Annotated in this window: 12 protein-coding genes; 6 read left to right on the plus strand and 6 right to left on the minus strand. The window is 53.0% G+C overall.

What is annotated here, in order from left to right; translation table 11 throughout:
* Nucleotides 1-8: 8 nt before the first annotated feature.
* Nucleotides 9-1355, minus strand: a complete 1347-nt coding sequence (locus QEH59_RS06100) for a vWA domain-containing protein (RefSeq protein WP_308984473.1) — start codon at nucleotides 1353-1355, stop codon at nucleotides 9-11.
* A gap of 103 nt (nucleotides 1356-1458) precedes the next feature.
* Between QEH59_RS06100 and QEH59_RS06105 the strand changes: the two genes are divergently transcribed.
* Nucleotides 1459-1629 carry a hypothetical protein gene (locus QEH59_RS06105; protein ID WP_308984474.1) on the plus strand — a complete coding sequence of 57 codons (171 nt, stop codon included), beginning with the start codon at nucleotides 1459-1461 and terminating at the stop codon, nucleotides 1627-1629.
* A gap of 122 nt (nucleotides 1630-1751) precedes the next feature.
* Nucleotides 1752-3290 carry a glycine--tRNA ligase gene (locus QEH59_RS06110; RefSeq protein WP_308984475.1) on the plus strand — a complete coding sequence of 513 codons (1539 nt, stop codon included), beginning with the start codon at nucleotides 1752-1754 and terminating at the stop codon, nucleotides 3288-3290.
* Between the two features lie 97 nt (nucleotides 3291-3387).
* Here the strand turns inward: QEH59_RS06110 and QEH59_RS06115 are convergent, their stop codons facing one another.
* Both QEH59_RS06115 and dnaE read right to left on the minus strand, forming a co-directional pair.
* Nucleotides 3388-4056, minus strand: coding sequence for a 7-carboxy-7-deazaguanine synthase QueE (locus QEH59_RS06115; protein ID WP_308984476.1), 669 nt, complete (start codon nucleotides 4054-4056; stop codon nucleotides 3388-3390).
* Nucleotides 4057-4059: 3 nt separating this feature from the next.
* Nucleotides 4060-7758, minus strand: a complete 3699-nt coding sequence (dnaE, locus tag QEH59_RS06120; protein ID WP_308984477.1) for a DNA polymerase III subunit alpha — start codon at nucleotides 7756-7758, stop codon at nucleotides 4060-4062.
* A 146-nt stretch (nucleotides 7759-7904) separates the two neighbouring features.
* Between dnaE and QEH59_RS06125 the strand changes: the two genes are divergently transcribed.
* The 4 genes from QEH59_RS06125 (at nucleotide 7905) to QEH59_RS06140 (ending at nucleotide 12850) form a co-directional block, all read left to right on the plus strand.
* The gene (locus QEH59_RS06125) at nucleotides 7905-8561 is read left to right on the plus strand and encodes a lysophospholipid acyltransferase family protein (RefSeq protein ID WP_308984478.1); all 657 of its coding nucleotides are present in this window, start codon (nucleotides 7905-7907) and stop codon (nucleotides 8559-8561) included.
* 52 nt (nucleotides 8562-8613) lie between these two features.
* Nucleotides 8614-9801 carry a formate-dependent phosphoribosylglycinamide formyltransferase gene (gene purT / locus QEH59_RS06130; protein ID WP_308984479.1) on the plus strand — a complete coding sequence of 396 codons (1188 nt, stop codon included), beginning with the start codon at nucleotides 8614-8616 and terminating at the stop codon, nucleotides 9799-9801.
* An 84-nt stretch (nucleotides 9802-9885) separates the two neighbouring features.
* Nucleotides 9886-11424 (plus strand): sigma-54-dependent Fis family transcriptional regulator, encoded by a 1539-nt coding sequence (locus tag QEH59_RS06135; protein WP_308984480.1) that lies wholly within the window; start codon nucleotides 9886-9888, stop codon nucleotides 11422-11424.
* 214 nt (nucleotides 11425-11638) lie between these two features.
* Complete coding sequence (locus QEH59_RS06140) at nucleotides 11639-12850, plus strand: peptidylprolyl isomerase (RefSeq protein ID WP_308984481.1); 1212 nt, start codon at nucleotides 11639-11641, stop codon at nucleotides 12848-12850.
* A gap of 118 nt (nucleotides 12851-12968) precedes the next feature.
* Here the strand turns inward: QEH59_RS06140 and QEH59_RS06145 are convergent, their stop codons facing one another.
* The 3 genes from QEH59_RS06145 to QEH59_RS06155 all read right to left on the minus strand — a co-directional run bounded on the left by QEH59_RS06145 (nucleotide 12969) and on the right by QEH59_RS06155 (nucleotide 16978).
* Nucleotides 12969-15077, minus strand: a complete 2109-nt coding sequence (locus tag QEH59_RS06145) for a transglutaminase family protein (RefSeq protein ID WP_308984482.1) — start codon at nucleotides 15075-15077, stop codon at nucleotides 12969-12971.
* 145 nt (nucleotides 15078-15222) lie between these two features.
* Nucleotides 15223-16113: a transglutaminase family protein gene (locus QEH59_RS06150; protein ID WP_308984483.1), complete on the minus strand. Its 891-nt coding sequence runs from the start codon at nucleotides 16111-16113 to the stop codon at nucleotides 15223-15225.
* A complete protein-coding gene (locus QEH59_RS06155) occupies nucleotides 16091-16978 on the minus strand; it encodes a transglutaminase family protein (protein WP_308984484.1) in 888 nt (295 codons plus the stop codon). The genes QEH59_RS06150 and QEH59_RS06155 overlap by 23 nt, the downstream gene beginning before the upstream one ends.
* Nucleotides 16979-17050 lie beyond the last annotated feature (72 nt).

Raw genomic sequence — 17050 nt, forward strand, 5'->3', positions numbered from 1 at the left:
GATTGCCCTTACTGCACCGACTGTTGATTGCGAGACTGGTAACTATCGGCGCGGTAGCTCTTACGCTTTTCGTTGGAAAAACCCTTCGTTTGCACCTCATCAGCCTCACTCTCCATCACGGCACTTGGTGCGGCGACGAAGTCGTCACCAAGAAAGCCATAATCAGCGGAGATTTGCCCCGCAACACTGCGTAGGCGCTTGGACGCTTCGTCACGATCGCCGGCGTCAGCATAAACGATGGCGGCTTCCTTTGCTTCGGCCACGCGATTCTCCACTACGTTTTGTGCAATGTCCTTGCGCGCAGCGGCCACAACTTGCTCCACCTCATCGGTGTAACGAATCGGCACCGACACTTGCTGTGAACGCGCATGTGACTCCCCTACCGCGGTGTAATTGACTTCGACTTCGATCAAATCCTCCACAGCTCCCACCACACCTTTGGGCACACGCACTTCGACCAGCGCCAGTTTTTCCAGACCGCTATAGACCTGTGGCATACGGAAGCGTGCGCTACCGTCGTTGAGCTCGGCTTCCCGCCCAAGACTCTTGATAATGCGCGCCCCTCCACGCGGACGCACGATGATTTCGATATTGGTAGCCGCAACATTGAGCGCATCGCCCAGCTCACCCGCAAAAATCCGCGGTAAGTCGTCAGCGTTTTCTACAAAATACGTATTCCCCTGCCCGGCCTCGGCCAAAGTCGTCATGATATCTTCATTAAAGCCCAGACCGAGTCCAATGGTGCTGATCACCATGTCCTCACCGGCCAGCGCACGCCCCAGAGCACGGAAATCTACCACCTGCGAAGGACCGCGATTGGCCAAACCGTCCGAGAGCAAAATCATACGATTAATGTAGCCGTCCTCGCGATGACGCCGCAGCTCAGCAGCCGCTTGGCTCAGCCCTGCGTAAATCGCAGTATTGCCCCGTGCCGTAACTTGACGCAGCGCACGCTTCATCGCCCGAAGTCCCTCTGGCGTAACATGCTGCGACGACACCAAGGTTTCGACATCATGATCGTAGATAATCACCGAAACCCGGTCATGCGGCCCCAATCGCCCAACGGCGACTTCTGCCGCTTGAATCGCTTGTTCAATTTTCTCACCACTCATCGAGCCGGAGCGGTCCAGCACCAAGCTTAGATTCACAGGCGGGCGCTCTCGATCGTTCGGTAAATCAGAAGGTAGAATTTTAATTTGGACCACCACATCCTCTGCCTGATTCGCAGGCACCACTGGACGATCCAGCGCCGCATCGACCTGCAGAACTTCAGCGGTGCGAATAATATCGGCCTGGGCGGTCAGCCCGCAGACGAGCGCCAAGGTGAGTAAAACTTTAGGAATTCGATTTTTCATAATATTGATCTGTTTTGAGAGAATGCGTGATTGCCCCCACAGAATATCGAATCGCCGCTCAAATGTCGTCATGCCCCCGTAAAAGGATTGTCAGGATTTTGTCATGAGCACCCTCCATAGCCGGGTTGGCTACGCCGCCCAGCCGCAAGCCCAGCTCATGCTCGGAGCGGGCGACAAGTCAACCCGCCTACGCTTAACAACCGCAATCAAAAGTCGCACCCTCCGTAGCTGGGTTGGCTCTGCCGCCCAGCCGCAAACTGGGCACTTTTGCTGAAGCTAGCTCTTATTCAAAATCATGATCCACTGCACCCGAATTTTGAGTAAGATGACGATTATGATTAAGACAGCGTACCTACACTTGACCCCTCACACGCAAACACCATCTTTGGACCGCTTATGACAGCTCCAGCATCCAATGACGCACTTATGGAAGATATCGTCGGCCTCTGCAAACGCCGCGGTTTTATCTTCGCATCTTCTGAAATTTACGGTGGCTATAATGGCTTCTACGATTACGGCCCACTCGGTGTCGAGTTACGCAACAACATCAAGCAAGCTTGGTGGCGCGACATGGTGCAACGCCGCGACGATATCGAAGGCTTGGACTCGACCATCATCATGCACCCCAACATCTGGAAGGCCTCCGGACATATCGACAGCTTTTCCGACCCTCTGGTCGACTGTAAAGAATCGAAGCGTCGCTACCGCGCCGACCAACTGTTCTTCGCGCCCGTCATTCTGGACGGCGAAAACGTCGGTTATGTGGCATTTGTAGAAGGCACCGACGGCGCCAGCATCATTAAACGCGCCAAAAAGCTACGCGACAATCTCGACAAAAAGCAGTCGAAGCTGGACGAAGCCGCCCTCAGCAGCGACCACACGGAATTTACCGAGGCCACAGATGCACAGCGCGAACTGACGCTCGCGCCAGACGCCAACAAGGTCGGCACGCTAACAGCGCCGCGCGCATTTAAACTAATGTTCGAAACCAAGGTGGGCCCACTCGCCGACGACTCCGCGGTCGCCTATCTGCGCCCCGAAACCGCCCAAGGTATCTTCGCCAATTACAAAAACATCGTCGATACTGGTCGTGTGAAAATTCCTTTCGGCATCGCACAGATCGGCAAGGCCTTCCGCAACGAGATCACACCGCGCAACTTCATCTTCCGCTCACGCGAGTTCGAGCAAATGGAGATCGAATATTTCATCGCGCCCGATGCTGACTGGAAGGCACTCCACCGCGAGTGGATCGACACCTGCACCGACTGGTTGGTCTCGATCGGCCTCTCTCGCGAGGGCATCACCGAAGATATCCACCCCGAAGACAAACTTTCCTTCTACTCGCAAGCAACGACTGATCTCATGTATCAGTTCCCACACGGCGAACAAGAGCTTTGGGGCATCGCCTGCCGCAGCGACTACGACCTGCAGCAGCACCAGAAGCACTCCGGAAAATCGATGGAGATCTTCGATGAAAGCTCCAAGACCAAGTATGTGCCCCACGTTATCGAGCCTTCGCTCGGCGTCGACCGCACACTGCTGGCCGTGTTGACAGCTGCTTACACCGAAGACGAAGTGCCCAACGACAAGGGCAAAGTCGAAAAGCGCACTGTAATGAAATTCAGCCCGAAGATTGCCCCTGTCAAAGCCGCCGTCTTCCCGCTACTTAAGAATAAGCCCGAACTGGTGGAAGTAGCGGAAAAACTCTACAAGAAATTACAACGCCGCTGGAACGTCTTCTACGACGCCTCCGGCGCGATCGGTCGTCGCTATCGCCGTCAAGACGAGATCGGCACCCCCTTCGGCATCACCATCGACTTCGACACCATCGAAAAAGACGGCACCGTCACCCTACGCGACCGCGACACCTGCGAACAACGCCGCGTGACCGAAGCCGAGCTATTCGAGTTCTTGGAAGAGCAAATCGACGGCTAACCGCCGAGCTCAATACCCGCCTTACCCAATCCCGCAGCCCGTGCTGCGGGATTTTTTTGTCATTCGACCTGGAACCACGGACTCAATGCTGTGACTCTTAAAAGCCTTGCTGCGGATTTCCGCCCAGTGGAGCCGCAGGCGCACTGCGGCTGTCTTTTAAATCTGCAGCATAGTGCTTATGCATTTGCCAGCCAGCCCGGAATGGTGCGCCGTGCATCTTCACCCATTCGGTAATGGCATCCAAGGTAGCCGCATCGTTATGCCGAGACCATTCCGGATGCAACCAGATAGGTTTTAGGGTATCACCAAGCAAAGCAGTATATTCGGTAATAGCCTCTGGCGTATCGACAATAATTTTAAACTCGTGAGCACGCTCTAAATTCACTGACAACGGCAGCTTCCAACGTTTGGGGCTGAGAGTAATCCAGTCAAAGTCTCCCTTGATTACGAAGGCACCACTCGTTTCTAAATGAACTTTCTGTCCTAGCTCATGTAAGGCATCCACTAGAGGCGCTAAATTGTGAATAGCAGGCTCGCCACCGGTAATGACTACAAATTCTGCGTTTGTCTTGGCAACCTCGGCAACTAAGCAATCGACGTCCAAGCGCTGAATTTGTTTAGGGACATAGTCTGGATGCCATGTCCCAGCTGAATCGCACCAAGGACAGTGCACAGGGCAGCCAAAGGTGCGGATGAAATATGCCGCCCGTCCAGCATATATACCTTCCCCCTGAAAGGTGTAAAACTGTTCGTGAATCGGGAGCATATATTAAAATTTTTTACCGCGCTTCTCCCATGGCTTACGATCATCGATAGGTTTCAAATCGATCGCTTCAATACGCACCCCAGCAAGGGCAGGATGGCGACGCAGGGATTTAAAATTGGTACCAGAAATCGTAAAAGTGAGCGACTGTGCAGTCTGCGCTTCCAAGATCTGATCCTCGATCAGAAAACTAATATTCACCCGAGTTTCTCCATACTGCTCATCGATAGTATCGCGCAGTAAAGTAATGAACTCAATGGCTTTACTATTCGGGTAGAGGATAAAATTGATGCGCTGTATGAGTTTTGGAATCGAAGTTTCGAGATCGAAAATATTGTGCGCAGCAAGACTCATCTCTCCATTTCGCCGCCCAATAATTCCCTGAATCAAGGCAAGCTTCCCATCCTCTAACCGATGCCCGTCTTTCGCGTAGGGATCAGGAAACATAATCATCTCAAAACTATGACTGCGTGTGGCCAAGTTAAAAACTGCCATCTGCTTACTGTCTTTGCGGGTATATTTAATCTGTAAATTACTCACAATGCCACAGAGTCGGAAGGTGCTACGATCGTCGAAATTGAACAAATCGTCAGGATGACGAAAGCTATCGATAGCGTCATCGAGCGCCGCATAGGCATCCATCGGATGACCGGAAATATAGAACCCCAGCAACTCTTTTTCATAGCGCAGCTTTTCCGTCATCCCCATCTCCTCAACGGTGCGCCGATTACTACCCGGCTTATCTTCATCTGCCATACCGGAATCATCACCAAGCATATCAAAGAGACTACTCTGGCCCGCTTCTCGATCCTTGCGGGCACTCTCGGCCTCAGCTAACTCAGAATCAAGACCGTCCAATAGGCTGGCACGATCTTCCCCCAGCGAATCAAAACCACCGGTTTTAATCAGCGCTTCGATCACTCGGCGATTTACAGCTTTATCAGCATTGCGCACAATAAAATCTGAAAAATCTTTATAGGTACCATTGGCATCGCGCTCAGCGATGATCACTTTGGCTGCCCCTTCGCCCACTCCCTTAATTGAAGCCATACCAAAGCGAATGCAGCCTTCACCATTCTCAATTACGGGTGTAAAATCCGCACCGGATTCATTAACGTCCGGGCTGAGTACTGGCACATTCATCGCGCTACATTCCGCGAGAAAATTGGAGAGTTTATCAGCGTTCCCTTGCTCGGAGGTGAGCACTGCGGCCATAAACTCCACTGGATAATTGGCCTTAAGATACGCGGTGCGATAACTAAGCATCGCATACGCAGCGGAGTGTGACTTATTAAAACCGTACTGTGCAAACTTCTCTAGCAGGGCGAAAATCGATTCGGCAGTACGGCGATCAATATTGTTGGTCTCTTTGGCCCCCTTGATAAAGACGCCCTTTTGCTCGTCCATCACCGACTTGATCTTCTTACCCATCGCACGACGCAAAATGTCCGCGCCCCCAAGCGTATAGCCCGCAATGATTTGCGCCGATTGCATCACCTGTTCCTGATAGACTAGGACTCCATATGTTTCCTCCACCAATTCCTTTAGCAAAGGATGCGGGATCTGAACAGTGGAAGGATCCTTTTTACCTTCGATGAACTGCGGAATAAACTGCATCGGCCCCGGACGATACAACGCGATCAAAGCGATAATCTCTTCAAACGAGCTCAGTCCAATCTGACGACAAAGTTGCTGCATTCCTCCGGATTCCAACTGAAAGACTGCCGTGGTGCGCCCGGAATTGAGTAAGTCAAAGGTCTCCTTGTCATCCAGTGCCACTTTTTCGACGTTAAAATCGGGCATATCGCGCGTCATCCGCACATTTTTTTCTGAATCAGAAATCACAGTTAAGGTCTTGAGCCCCAAGAAGTCCATCTTGAGTAAGCCCAAGTCCTCCGAAGGACCTTTGGGATATTGAGTGGTTAAATCGCCTTCTTGAAGTGTGACCGGAATTAGGTTGGTAATATCTTGGTCGGCGATAATGACACCACAGGCATGCTTACCCGTATTGCGAATCATACCTTCGATCACGCGCCCCTGATCTAGAATCGAACGAGCGATCGGATTGCGATTCACTTCAGCAGCCAGTTCGGGCGATTTCTTAACTGAATCATCCAGAGTAATATTCAACTCATCGGGGATCATTTTGGCCAACTTATTGGCTTCCGCAAATTCCAGATCATTCACACGTGCCAAGTCGCGAATAATCATCTTCGCTCCAAAGGTACCGAAGGTGATAATATTAGCCACTCGGTCCTTTCCGTATTTATCACGGACATAGTTCACCACTTCGTCACGGCGACGCATGCAGAAGTCGACGTCGAAGTCGGGCGGAGAGACACGTTCCAAGTTCAACATCCGCTCGAAGAGAAGACCAAAACTCAGCGGATCGATATCCGTAATCTTGAGAACGTAGGCCACGATACAACCCGCGCCCGAACCACGACCGGGGCCGACGGGAATCCCTTGTTCCCGTGCCCACGCAATAAAGTCCCAAACAATCAGGAAGTAATCGACAAATCCAGTGCCAGTAATAATCGCAAGCTCATATTCAAGCTGTTCACAATAGCGCTTGTCCTTAGCGGTGGCATTCTCCCAGTCCTCACGACAGGCATCATAATCAGTACCATAGCGCTCCTTAAGCCCGATTTTACAAAGCTCAAAAAGATATAGTCCGTTACTCTTGTGCTTAATGCGCTCAGCCTCAGTCAGCTCGATCGGCTCCTTGTCGTCGCGTACCAGAATCTCGTTTTTCTTGGCGACGTAAATATCGAGCACTCGGTCAAAGTTGACGTGATCGTTGCCACTTTCGATTTCCGCGGGACGTTCATAGACGGGATAATGATCCTCTCCAAAAGGCAGCTTGACCTCACACATCTCCGCAACCGCAGATGTATTGGTAATGGACTCGGGTACCTCCTTAAAGGCGAGCTCCATTTCCTCGCGCGATTTCAAATAAAACTGCTGTGCATCGTAGCGCATACGCTTCTCGTCGCGTATTTTAGCTCCGGTCTGAATACACAGCAGGGAGTCATGAGGCTCCCAATCAGTTTTCTTAACGTAGTGAACGTCATTGGTGGCAACGACCTTAAGATCAAACTCGGTAGCGATCTTCAGCAGATCGGGTATGATGCGCCGCTGCTCTTCGATACCGTGATCCATAATCTCGATAATAAAGTAATCCTTACCAAATATATCGATAAACTTAGCCGCGGCGGCACGGGCCCGCTCAAACTCCCCCTTAAGTAAATGCTGTGGAATCACAGCCGCGAGGCACCCCGAGAAGCCGATCAAGCCTTCACTGTGCGCAGCCAGCGTCTTCAAGTCGGTCCGGGGATTGCGATAAAAGCCCTGCGTATGGGCTTTTGAAACAATTTTGCACAAATTCTGGTAACCCGTAAAATTTCGTGCAAGCAGCCCCATGTGTCTGGATTTTTGCTTAGCACGCTCCTCGTTGATCGTGGCGAGTTCATCCTCAAACACCAGATAGATCTCACAGCCCAATAATGGTTTGACCCCATGTTTTTCCGCCTGCTTAAAGAAACTGGTCAGCCCATAAAGTACACCATGATCCGTAATCGAGAGGGCCTTCATCCCCAACTCGGCAGCTCGTTCACATAAGCGATCTGTCCGGCTACAGCCATCCAGCAGACTATGATCTGTGTGGACGTGTAGATGGACAAATTCTTTATCTTTTTCTGGCATGGAAGGGGGAGATTGCGCTGACACTTCCTCAAGGCAAGCAGAAGCTATTCACAGCTGATTGATTCGTGAATAGACTAAAGATGGATCGGCCATACGATCAAAGGACATTGCCATTATGCAGCAAGCGATCATCTTTTCACTATATTATGTCTGACACCCATCAAAGTCCTGCCGAATTAAAGTGGCATGAGCGCTTGCTGTTGGCGGTGCTCGCCTTGCTGATGCGACTCTGGGGACGCACTTTGCGCTTTCACTGGGGCGCGGATGTGCAGGCCTTTATCGATGCCGACCCAGAGCCGTCGGTTGTCATTTTTTGGCATAATCGGCTGTTTGCCGCACCGCTTTTTTATGTGCGCTACTTCCGGCAGCGGCGCTTGGCAACCTTGATTAGCGCCAGCAAAGATGGCGCGTGGCCCGCCGTATTTGTTAAACAACTAGGCATGCACCCCGTCCGCGGCTCTCGCTATAAGCGTGGCCCTCAGGCAGTACGTGACCTCATCGCGGCCCAACGAAACGGTCACGATGTGGCATTGACGCCCGACGGCTCGCGCGGTCCGCTCTATGATATGAAATCGGGCGCGGTGACAATTGCGCTGAAAACCGGGGCACCGATTGTCCTGCTGTCTTTTAACTACTCGGGGGCCTGGCGCTTGAAGAGCTGGGACCGTTTTTATGTGCCCTATCCCTTCAGCCGAATTGAAGTACGAATGGACGATGTAGGCCCTTGTTCGAGTTTGAGCGAAGATCCCAAGGAAGCTTCTGCACTGTTGAAACCACGAATGGACGCGATTACGCGCGATTAGATTCGAAGTCGCATGCTTGACGCGCAATCGTCTTCCCCGTCATATCCCAATCATGAATGTCACGATTGGAACGCCATTTAAATCTTCAGCGGTCAAAGTGCTCCTTTGCGGTTCGGGAGAACTGGGGAAGGAGCTCGTCATCGAGCTTCAGCGTTACGGCGTCGAAGTGATCGCGGCGGATGCCTATGCGGATGCGCCTGCAATGCAGGTGGCAGATCGGGCGCATGTCGTTTCCATGTTGGATGGCGCAGCCCTGCGGCGGATTATCGAAGCGGAAAAGCCTGATTATGTGGTGCCGGAAGTCGAAGCGATCGCCACCGACACATTGGCTGAACTGGAGCGTGAAGGTGTCGCCACCATCATCCCCACCGCGCGGGCCACTCAGCTGACTATGAATCGCGAAGGCATTCGCCGCTTGGCAGCGGAAGAACTGGGCCTCAAGACATCGCCTTATCGGTTCGCGGCCACCGAAGAAGAATTTAATGCTGCGATTGCAGCCATCGGCCTGCCCTGTGTGGTCAAGCCGATCATGAGCTCCTCCGGCAAGGGCCAAAGCACGGTGAAGACTGCCGAGCAAATCAAAGCGGCATGGGACTACGCGCAAGCAGGTGGGCGTGCTGGCAGGGGGAAGGTCATCGTCGAAGGCTTTGTTGATTTCGACTACGAGATTACCCAACTCACCGTGCGTCATGTCGGCGGCACCTCCTTTTGTGATCCGATCGGGCATACGCAGGAAGACGGCGACTATCGCGAGTCTTGGCAGCCGCAGCCGATGTCACCCGTCGCGCTCAAGGAGGCGCAGGCTTACGCACTGGCAATTACGGATGCGCTTGGTGGACGCGGCATCTTCGGCGTGGAGCTCTTTATCAAGGGGGATGAGGTCATTTTCAGTGAAGTATCACCGCGCCCCCACGATACCGGCATGGTGACTATGATCTCCCAGGACCTCTCCCAGTTTGCGCTGCACGCCCGAGCGATTCTAGGGCTGCCGATCCCCAACATCGTGCAGCATGGCCCCTCCGCCTCGGCTGTGATTTTAGTCGCCGGTGAGTCGGATAATGTTTCTTTTAGTCATTTAGGCGAGTCGCTGAGTCAGCCGGATACCCAGCTGCGCCTGTTTGGTAAGCCCGCCGTGCAAGGCAAGCGGCGCATGGGGGTGGCCATCGCGCGCGGGACCAGCATCGACGAAGCCCGTGCCAAGGCCCGCCAAGTCAGCTGCACAGTCGATGTGCAGCTTTGATTTTCCGCCCAAAATGGCGTATTTAGTATGTAACTTGCTTTAATATCGCCTAGGCTTCTAATTCATTCACCTATTCAGATCAGTATGAGTCACGCACCTATCACGCCTAAAGTTCTTGTTATCGATGATGATAACGATCTCCGCTATTCATTAAAACGCGTCCTTTCCGGGCGTCAGTACGAGGTGCTCGAAGCGGCCAGCGGCGAAGAAGGCTTGAGCATGGCGGAGCAGCACAATCCACACGTCATCTTGCTGGATAATCGTATGGGAGGCATGAGTGGAATGGAGGCCTTACAGCATCTGCGCGGGATCAATCCAAATGCGATGATCATTTTGATGACGGCCTATGGCACCACTCAGACCACGATTGAGGCCATGAAGTTCGGAGCTTTCGATTACATCATGAAGCCCTTCGATCTGAAAAAGATCCTCACCTTGACCGAGTCGGCCATCGCGGCGTCGAAGGATTTGGATAAGGCGGGCAAAGAAGAGGCCGCTCCGGCCGTTTCAAATGAAGATATCGAGGGCGGCATTATCGGAAGCTCTTCCGCGATGCAGGAAGTTTTTAAAATGATCGGTCAAGTCGCCGCCAGCGATGTCACTGTGATGGTGACTGGTGAGAGTGGCACCGGTAAGGAGCTGATCGCCCGTGCTATTTATCAAAATAGTCTGCGTGCCCAGAAGCCCTATATCGCAGTCAATTGCGCAGCGATTCCGGAGAATTTGATCGAGAGCGAGCTCTTCGGCCATGAAAAAGGCTCTTTCACTGGTGCGACCAATCAACGTATCGGTAAGTTCGAACTCTGTGATGGAGGCACGATTTTCCTCGATGAGATTGGCGACATGGCGTTGACCACTCAGACCAAAATCCTGCGCGCCCTACAAGAAGGCGAGATTCAACGCGTCGGCAGCAGCGAGACCATCAAGGTCAACGTCCGCATGCTGGCGGCCACGAATAAGCCGCTGGAAGAAATGGTCAAAGACAAGACCTTCCGCGAAGACCTTTATTACCGTCTCAATGTCGTTCGCATTCAATTGCCGCCGCTGCGTGAGCGCAAAGAGGATGTGCCGAAACTGATCGACTTTGTGTTGAAGCGCCTCGCCCGCGACAGCAAGGCCGACACCAAGTCCATTTCGCCCGAAGCACTGGCCCTGCTCAATCAATATCGCTGGCCAGGCAACGTGCGCGAACTCGAGAATCTCATTTACCGCAGCGCAGTGCTGGCGCAGGGCGACATGATTCTGATCAAAGATCTGCCACAAGAAGTCGTGAAGGCGATCACTGGCTTGCCTGAAACACCTCCGGCTCCAGCAAAAACTCCCGAAGTCGTCGCACAAACCGAAGCGAAAGCCCCCCCAGCCATCGAGACGCCCACTGTCGCTGCCGTCGTAACAGAAGCCCCGGAGCCCACCCTTATAGGTCAACCGACTATCGATCCCTACGATGCAGTATATCAGGCACTCAGAGAAACACACGATACTAATATACTGGAGCACGCTGAACGCGCACTTATCAGTCGTGCACTAGCTGAAGTCGGAGGGAAGCAAGTCAAGGCTGCCGAAATCCTCGGCATGACACGCGCGACCTTACGCAAACGCATAGATCAATACGATTTAAGCTAAAGGACGACAAACATTAGTAGGACCTTCTAATCAAGCACGCCCACGGCTGTGGACGTACCTGGGTGGATTTAACAGAAGAATTCACCAATCCCAACGAATATTGAACTTTATCAATCACACTCTGTCTGATCAAAACCGAGATAGTCAGTTGACCTTTTAACCGATGGTGCAAACCTTGCGCCCCTTAACCCTGAAATAATACTTACAACAACTTATGTATTCCAAATCGTATCGATTCGTTCTCGCGACGCTCTTGGCCGCGACCCCCATTTTTGCCCAAGATCAGTCTGAGCATACAAGCAACGACCATGCTGGACACAATCACGCAGACCATGCCGGACATGATCACGCGGCTCATTCCGCAACAACGCCTGCTAACGAAGCGCCCGTTGTGCCAGTCGAAGTTTCTGAAGATGAATTAATTGAAATTGTAGGCTATCTCACTGCTCAAGGGGGCGGCGTCGCCTCCTTACAACTTGAAGCCGACGAAATCACAGTACTCGCTGCTGGTCTGGAAAAAGGCCTGACGGGTGAACTCGATCTCCGCGCATTTGAGCAAAGTGAAGTCGAGACTGCATTTGCAGAAGCGCAGGCACGTGCCGAAGCCATTCAAGCTGCTGAAGCAGACAAAGAGCTCCCTAAAATCAGCCCTGCAGCGTTAGAGAAGATCGGTGCTGTGATCGTCATGCAATCCGGCTTACAGCAACTTGGATTTGCCGCTGAAGACGCAGACAAAATCAGCCGGGGCTTCATTAAAGGCGCCAGCGACACAACCCCAGATCCTACGCTCGAAGCTAAAATGCCTGCATTCCAAGCATTTATTCAAACACGCGTGCAAGCCGCCCAAGCAAGCATGGAAGCCCAGCAAGCAGAAATGATGGCCGCTCAAGCAGCTGCTCAAGAAGCTGCCAAAGCTGAATTTAAAGAGATCGCAGACGAATGGAAGGAAAAGGAAAACTTCAACATTGTACTCGAAACCACTCAAGGTAATGTCGAGATCGAACTCTTCCCTAGCGTAGCACCACTGGCAGTAGCAAATTTCGTCGGCCACATCGAAGATGGCTACTACAACGACCTCATTTTCCACCGTGTCATTGATGGCTTCATGATCCAAGGCGGCGACCCACTAGGTCAAGGTACCGGTGGCGAATCGATCTGGGGCAAAAATTTTCCAGATGAATTCAGCCCTGAAGTGCGCTTCGACAGCGAAGGTATGCTCGCCATGGCGAATTCCGGCCCCATGACCAACGGCAGCCAATTCTTCATCACCACCAGCAACCCTGAGTGGCTCAACGACAAACACACGATCTTTGGTAAAGTGGTGAAAGGTTACGACAACGTCGTAAAAATTGAGAAAGTCGAAACAGGCGACCAGGATAAGCCCGTCGTAGATCAAAAAATCGTCAAGGCCTACGTCGTCAACTAAAGCACGTATAACCCAATTCTTTCAAAATCCCACAGCTTGAGTGCTGCGGGATTTTTTTTTGAAGGGGAGGGCAGAAGATATATTTCTCCCGCATCAACCGTGACCTAGAATTTTGCACCTAGCTGCGCAGTTGTCGGCGCAGATCCAAGGTATGCTTGAATTCAGGAGCGAGCTTGGGCTTAAACTGCTCTGGCATGCGCCCGAGCAGATCATCGGCGCTCTGCCAACGCTCCGCTCGGCGCTGTGCCGCCTCTTCTGCGTCTTGCGGACGGCCTTCATAAATCGGCGCAAAGGGATTCCAATAATGATAACGCGCAGCCTGCATCGTTTCACCGGAACCTTTTGAGACCCATTCAAACTCCAGCGGCGACTGAATCGGCACATGCGGATGTAAGGCAGGATAGGCACTCGCACATTTATAACGCACACCACAGATCATTTTGCCATCCACTAGCTCGAAGGGCACCTCGACACCGTTGACCAATAACACAGCCTCCTCAGCTAAACCCGGCTCAGACAGCGTCACCTGCAAACGGTCGCTCGAATTGTCGACGACACGCACAGTATTGGCCCCCTGACTTTCTTCCGCCATCAGCGGAAAGGACTCGAAGGCTTGCCGCACATCCACGTGTCCACCCGGCACCTTTAATTGTCCCACACTGGGACAACGAAATGCCAACACTGGCTCCAACCACTCAGCCTCAAAGGCGAGGCCATGCGCGGCCAAATCATCGCAGATGGCCTGCACATCTTCCCATAAAAAGGCGGGCAAAAAATAACGATCATGCAACAGCGGCCCAAAGCGATGGAGTGGCTCAGTAAAGGGCGCCTGGCACAGTCGCGCAATGATCGTGCGCACGAACAACCCGATTACCGACATGGTCTCGATCTGCGGAAAAGTCTCGAAGGCGCGTAATTCAATGATGCCCCATTTGCCATTGGGCGCGGACGGATTACAAAACTTATCAAAGCAAATCTCGGTGCGGTGCGTGTTGCCGGATGAGTCGGTTAGCAGGTTGCGGTAGAACTGATCCAACAGCTCCCCCTCCGGCGCACCCGCGAGCCCTTGCACTCCCTCGCAAGCTACTTCGAGTTCATACAATGAATGCATGGGGCCTTCATCCACACGCGGCGCCTGACTGCCGGGACCGACATATTGCCCCGTAAATAAATACGAAAGCGCTGGATGACGCTGCCAGTAACGCAAGATCGAAACAATACGATTAGGCTGAAGCAGAAAGGGATTGTGCTCTAAGCTCGGCCCACCAAAAGCCAGATGCGCCCCCCCTCCGGTACCATAAATCGCGCCATTGAGTTGCTGCTTGGTCAACTGCAAACCAACCGCGGAAGCGGCCCGTGCGGACTGACCGAGAAAGCGATCGTATTCTGCCCAGGTAGCCGCCGGAGGCAAATTCACCTCCAGCACGCCGGGATCCGCGGCCAATCCAAACTTCAGCAACTCGTCGCCCGCCGCTTTGGGCGCATAGCCACAAAACACAATATCGCTAAACTCACTCGCGCCGATGGTCACATTAAAAAATGCGATCAAGGCTTGGAAGCCCTCCCAATCGAGTGGCGGCACAAAAATCTCCAAAGCACCGTGACGTACCTCGATGGTGAGTGCAGTGCGCATCGTCCCCTCGGCCAGATCCCCCAGCGGTAAACGCAGTCCGACCGGACTGTCGCCCATAAACAATTGCAATGGATTTGAGTCCGAGAACGGCCACTCCGCGGAGCTCCACGCTCCCTCGACATAATCCAGCGGCAAGACCCAGCCGGTCGGCGTCGACTTTTCGGTCTCGTAAGCTGGCAGCACAAAATCGCTCAGGCCGAGCTGATCCGCCGTGGTCTGCATCAATCCTTCAGCAGCCAATGGGTCGTTCTGCCCCTCCACATCATCCAATAAAATCCGCTCTGTTTCCGCCCACAACGGCTCCCCCGACTTGCGGTGCAGAAGCATACAGTTCCAACGCGGCAGTGGCTCGCCGGGATACCACTTGCCAAAGACCTGCATCGTCAAGGCTCCGGGGTAGTTTTCGCGAATCAACTCCGCCGTCATGCGTCGCGCGTAGCCAAGCTTCTGCTCTCCCATGGCGGAATTATTCCACTCCGGGGCATCAGGATGGGCGGGAATAAAGGTGGGCTCGCCCCCCATCGTTAAGGCAATGCCTTGCGACTGGAGCGAGTCTTCAACTTGATGAGCGTGGGATTGGATGGCTGAGTTCATAGTAAAATTACTGGTGATGACCGAAAGGAGGTTAAAAAACGTAGGCGGGTTGGCTCCGCCGCCCGCTCCCAGCACCGAAAAGCATCGCACAGGGCGGCAAAGCCAACCCTGCTACGCAAATACAACGTTCCGATGCGACCCAAAGTCATCCATTGATCCTTTCGATTTCTAGACTGACTTCCATCGTCGATGCGACGGAGTCTTTGGCAAAATAGGAACCTTGGATGGGCTCCACGGCTTTGGGATCATGCGAGACTCCGCAGGGAATAAAAAATCCGTTCGCGAGAATACCATTGGTGGGATCGAAGCCCTTCCATCCGGCACCCGATAAATACACCTCCGCCCAAGCGTGCATAGACCCCACTGCACGATTGTAAAGATGCTCTCCGCTGCCCTCAACTGGTGGATCATATAAATAACCGCTGCAAAACCGGGCCGCGAAGCCAATCTGCCGGGTGATCGCAATAAAAAGCACGGCCATATCACGACAAGAACCGCTGCCAAGCTGTAGCGTCGTATCGGGATCTTGAATACCTTCTTCGTCACGACGCACATAAGCAATCTCACGCGCCACCGCAGCATTCAAATCTGATAAAAACTGCACGACATCGGCATGCTGCATCGGATTAGGCACTGCTGTATAAAACCAATCCAACACCCGCCCCGCTCCTTTGGCTGGCTGCGTGCCCACATAGGGGCGCAGCGCAGTTAAATCCGGTTCACGATAACTGAAAGGATAACCTGTGGCATAAGCATCTAAAATAAAATCGAAGGGGTTATCCTCACCGACTTCAAGCTCAGTCATCGTATCGAAGCTCAACTCCTGAGACTCCAGCAAACCAAAATTGCAGCGCAAAACTAGGTTCCCATAGGCATCGCGTACCCATCGCTGGCGCGATGCCGGCGTAGTCTTGACCTCAAAGTGCGTCACATAACGCAGGTGACTATTCAACGGCCGTAGAAACAGAGCGTGGTCACTAAAACTGACCGGGCGCTCGTAGCTATGGGAGGTCCTATGCTGGATTCGTAATTTCATGCGCTTTATTGGTTCGTTCGAGAGAGACGATGACGTTTAGTCGTTGATCGGTGGCACCCTTATACGTGCCACGCATGGGGGCCACATCGCGGTAGTCCCGCCCCACGGCGACTTCGATGTGCCGTTCGCCGACGGCTTGGTTATTCGTCGGATCGAGCCCCCACCAGGTGCCCCCGGGCAGATATACTTCCACCCAAGCGTGACTGGCCGCCGCACCGATCAGCGAGGCATCGGTCTTCTCAGGATCGTAGGCTTCGATATAGCCACTCACATAACGTGCGGGGATTCCATTGCTACGTAGAATCGCGAGCATCAAATGAGCAAAGTCCTGACACACCCCTCGCCGCTGCTTGACCACGTCCGCGATAGGCGTGGAGATATCCGTCGAGCCCGATTGATATTTAAAATTCTCAAAGATCCAGCTGTACAGTGTGCGCAGGGAATCTCCATAAGAATCCGCTTGCTTGAAAAACTGCTTGCGAATGCGCCGATGCTGATTGAGCGGCACATGAAAACTCGGCTCCAAAAACTCAAACAATTGATAACGCATGCTGTTGAATATCTGCCGCACCTCCCCGACAGAAATCTCCAGCGCCGCTGCCGGCGGCTCTACGGCAAAGGTCTCAACCTCAGTTTCGGAAGTAACCGTCAAAGAGTTGTGCCGATGCGGAATGGTGAAAAACTCAACATGATTGCCAAAGTAATCCACATAATGATCCACTTTCGTCGCAGGCGTAATGTCCAGACGTCGTTCGATGATACGCTGCGAAGCATTGGCCTGAGGCCACACACGCAGCTCCGCAAACGACTCGGAGGCCGGCACTGCGTATTTGTACTCGGTGGTATGGGAGACTCGGAAGCGCATGAAGAAAATTCAGAAAACAGAGGTCAGAGTTCAGTAAACAGTGACGACGCAACCATGCACTGAGAGCAGAAG

It is taken from the genome of Thalassobacterium sedimentorum (assembly GCF_031127905.1).
GTDB lineage: Bacteria > Verrucomicrobiota > Verrucomicrobiia > Opitutales > Coraliomargaritaceae > Thalassobacterium > Thalassobacterium sedimentorum.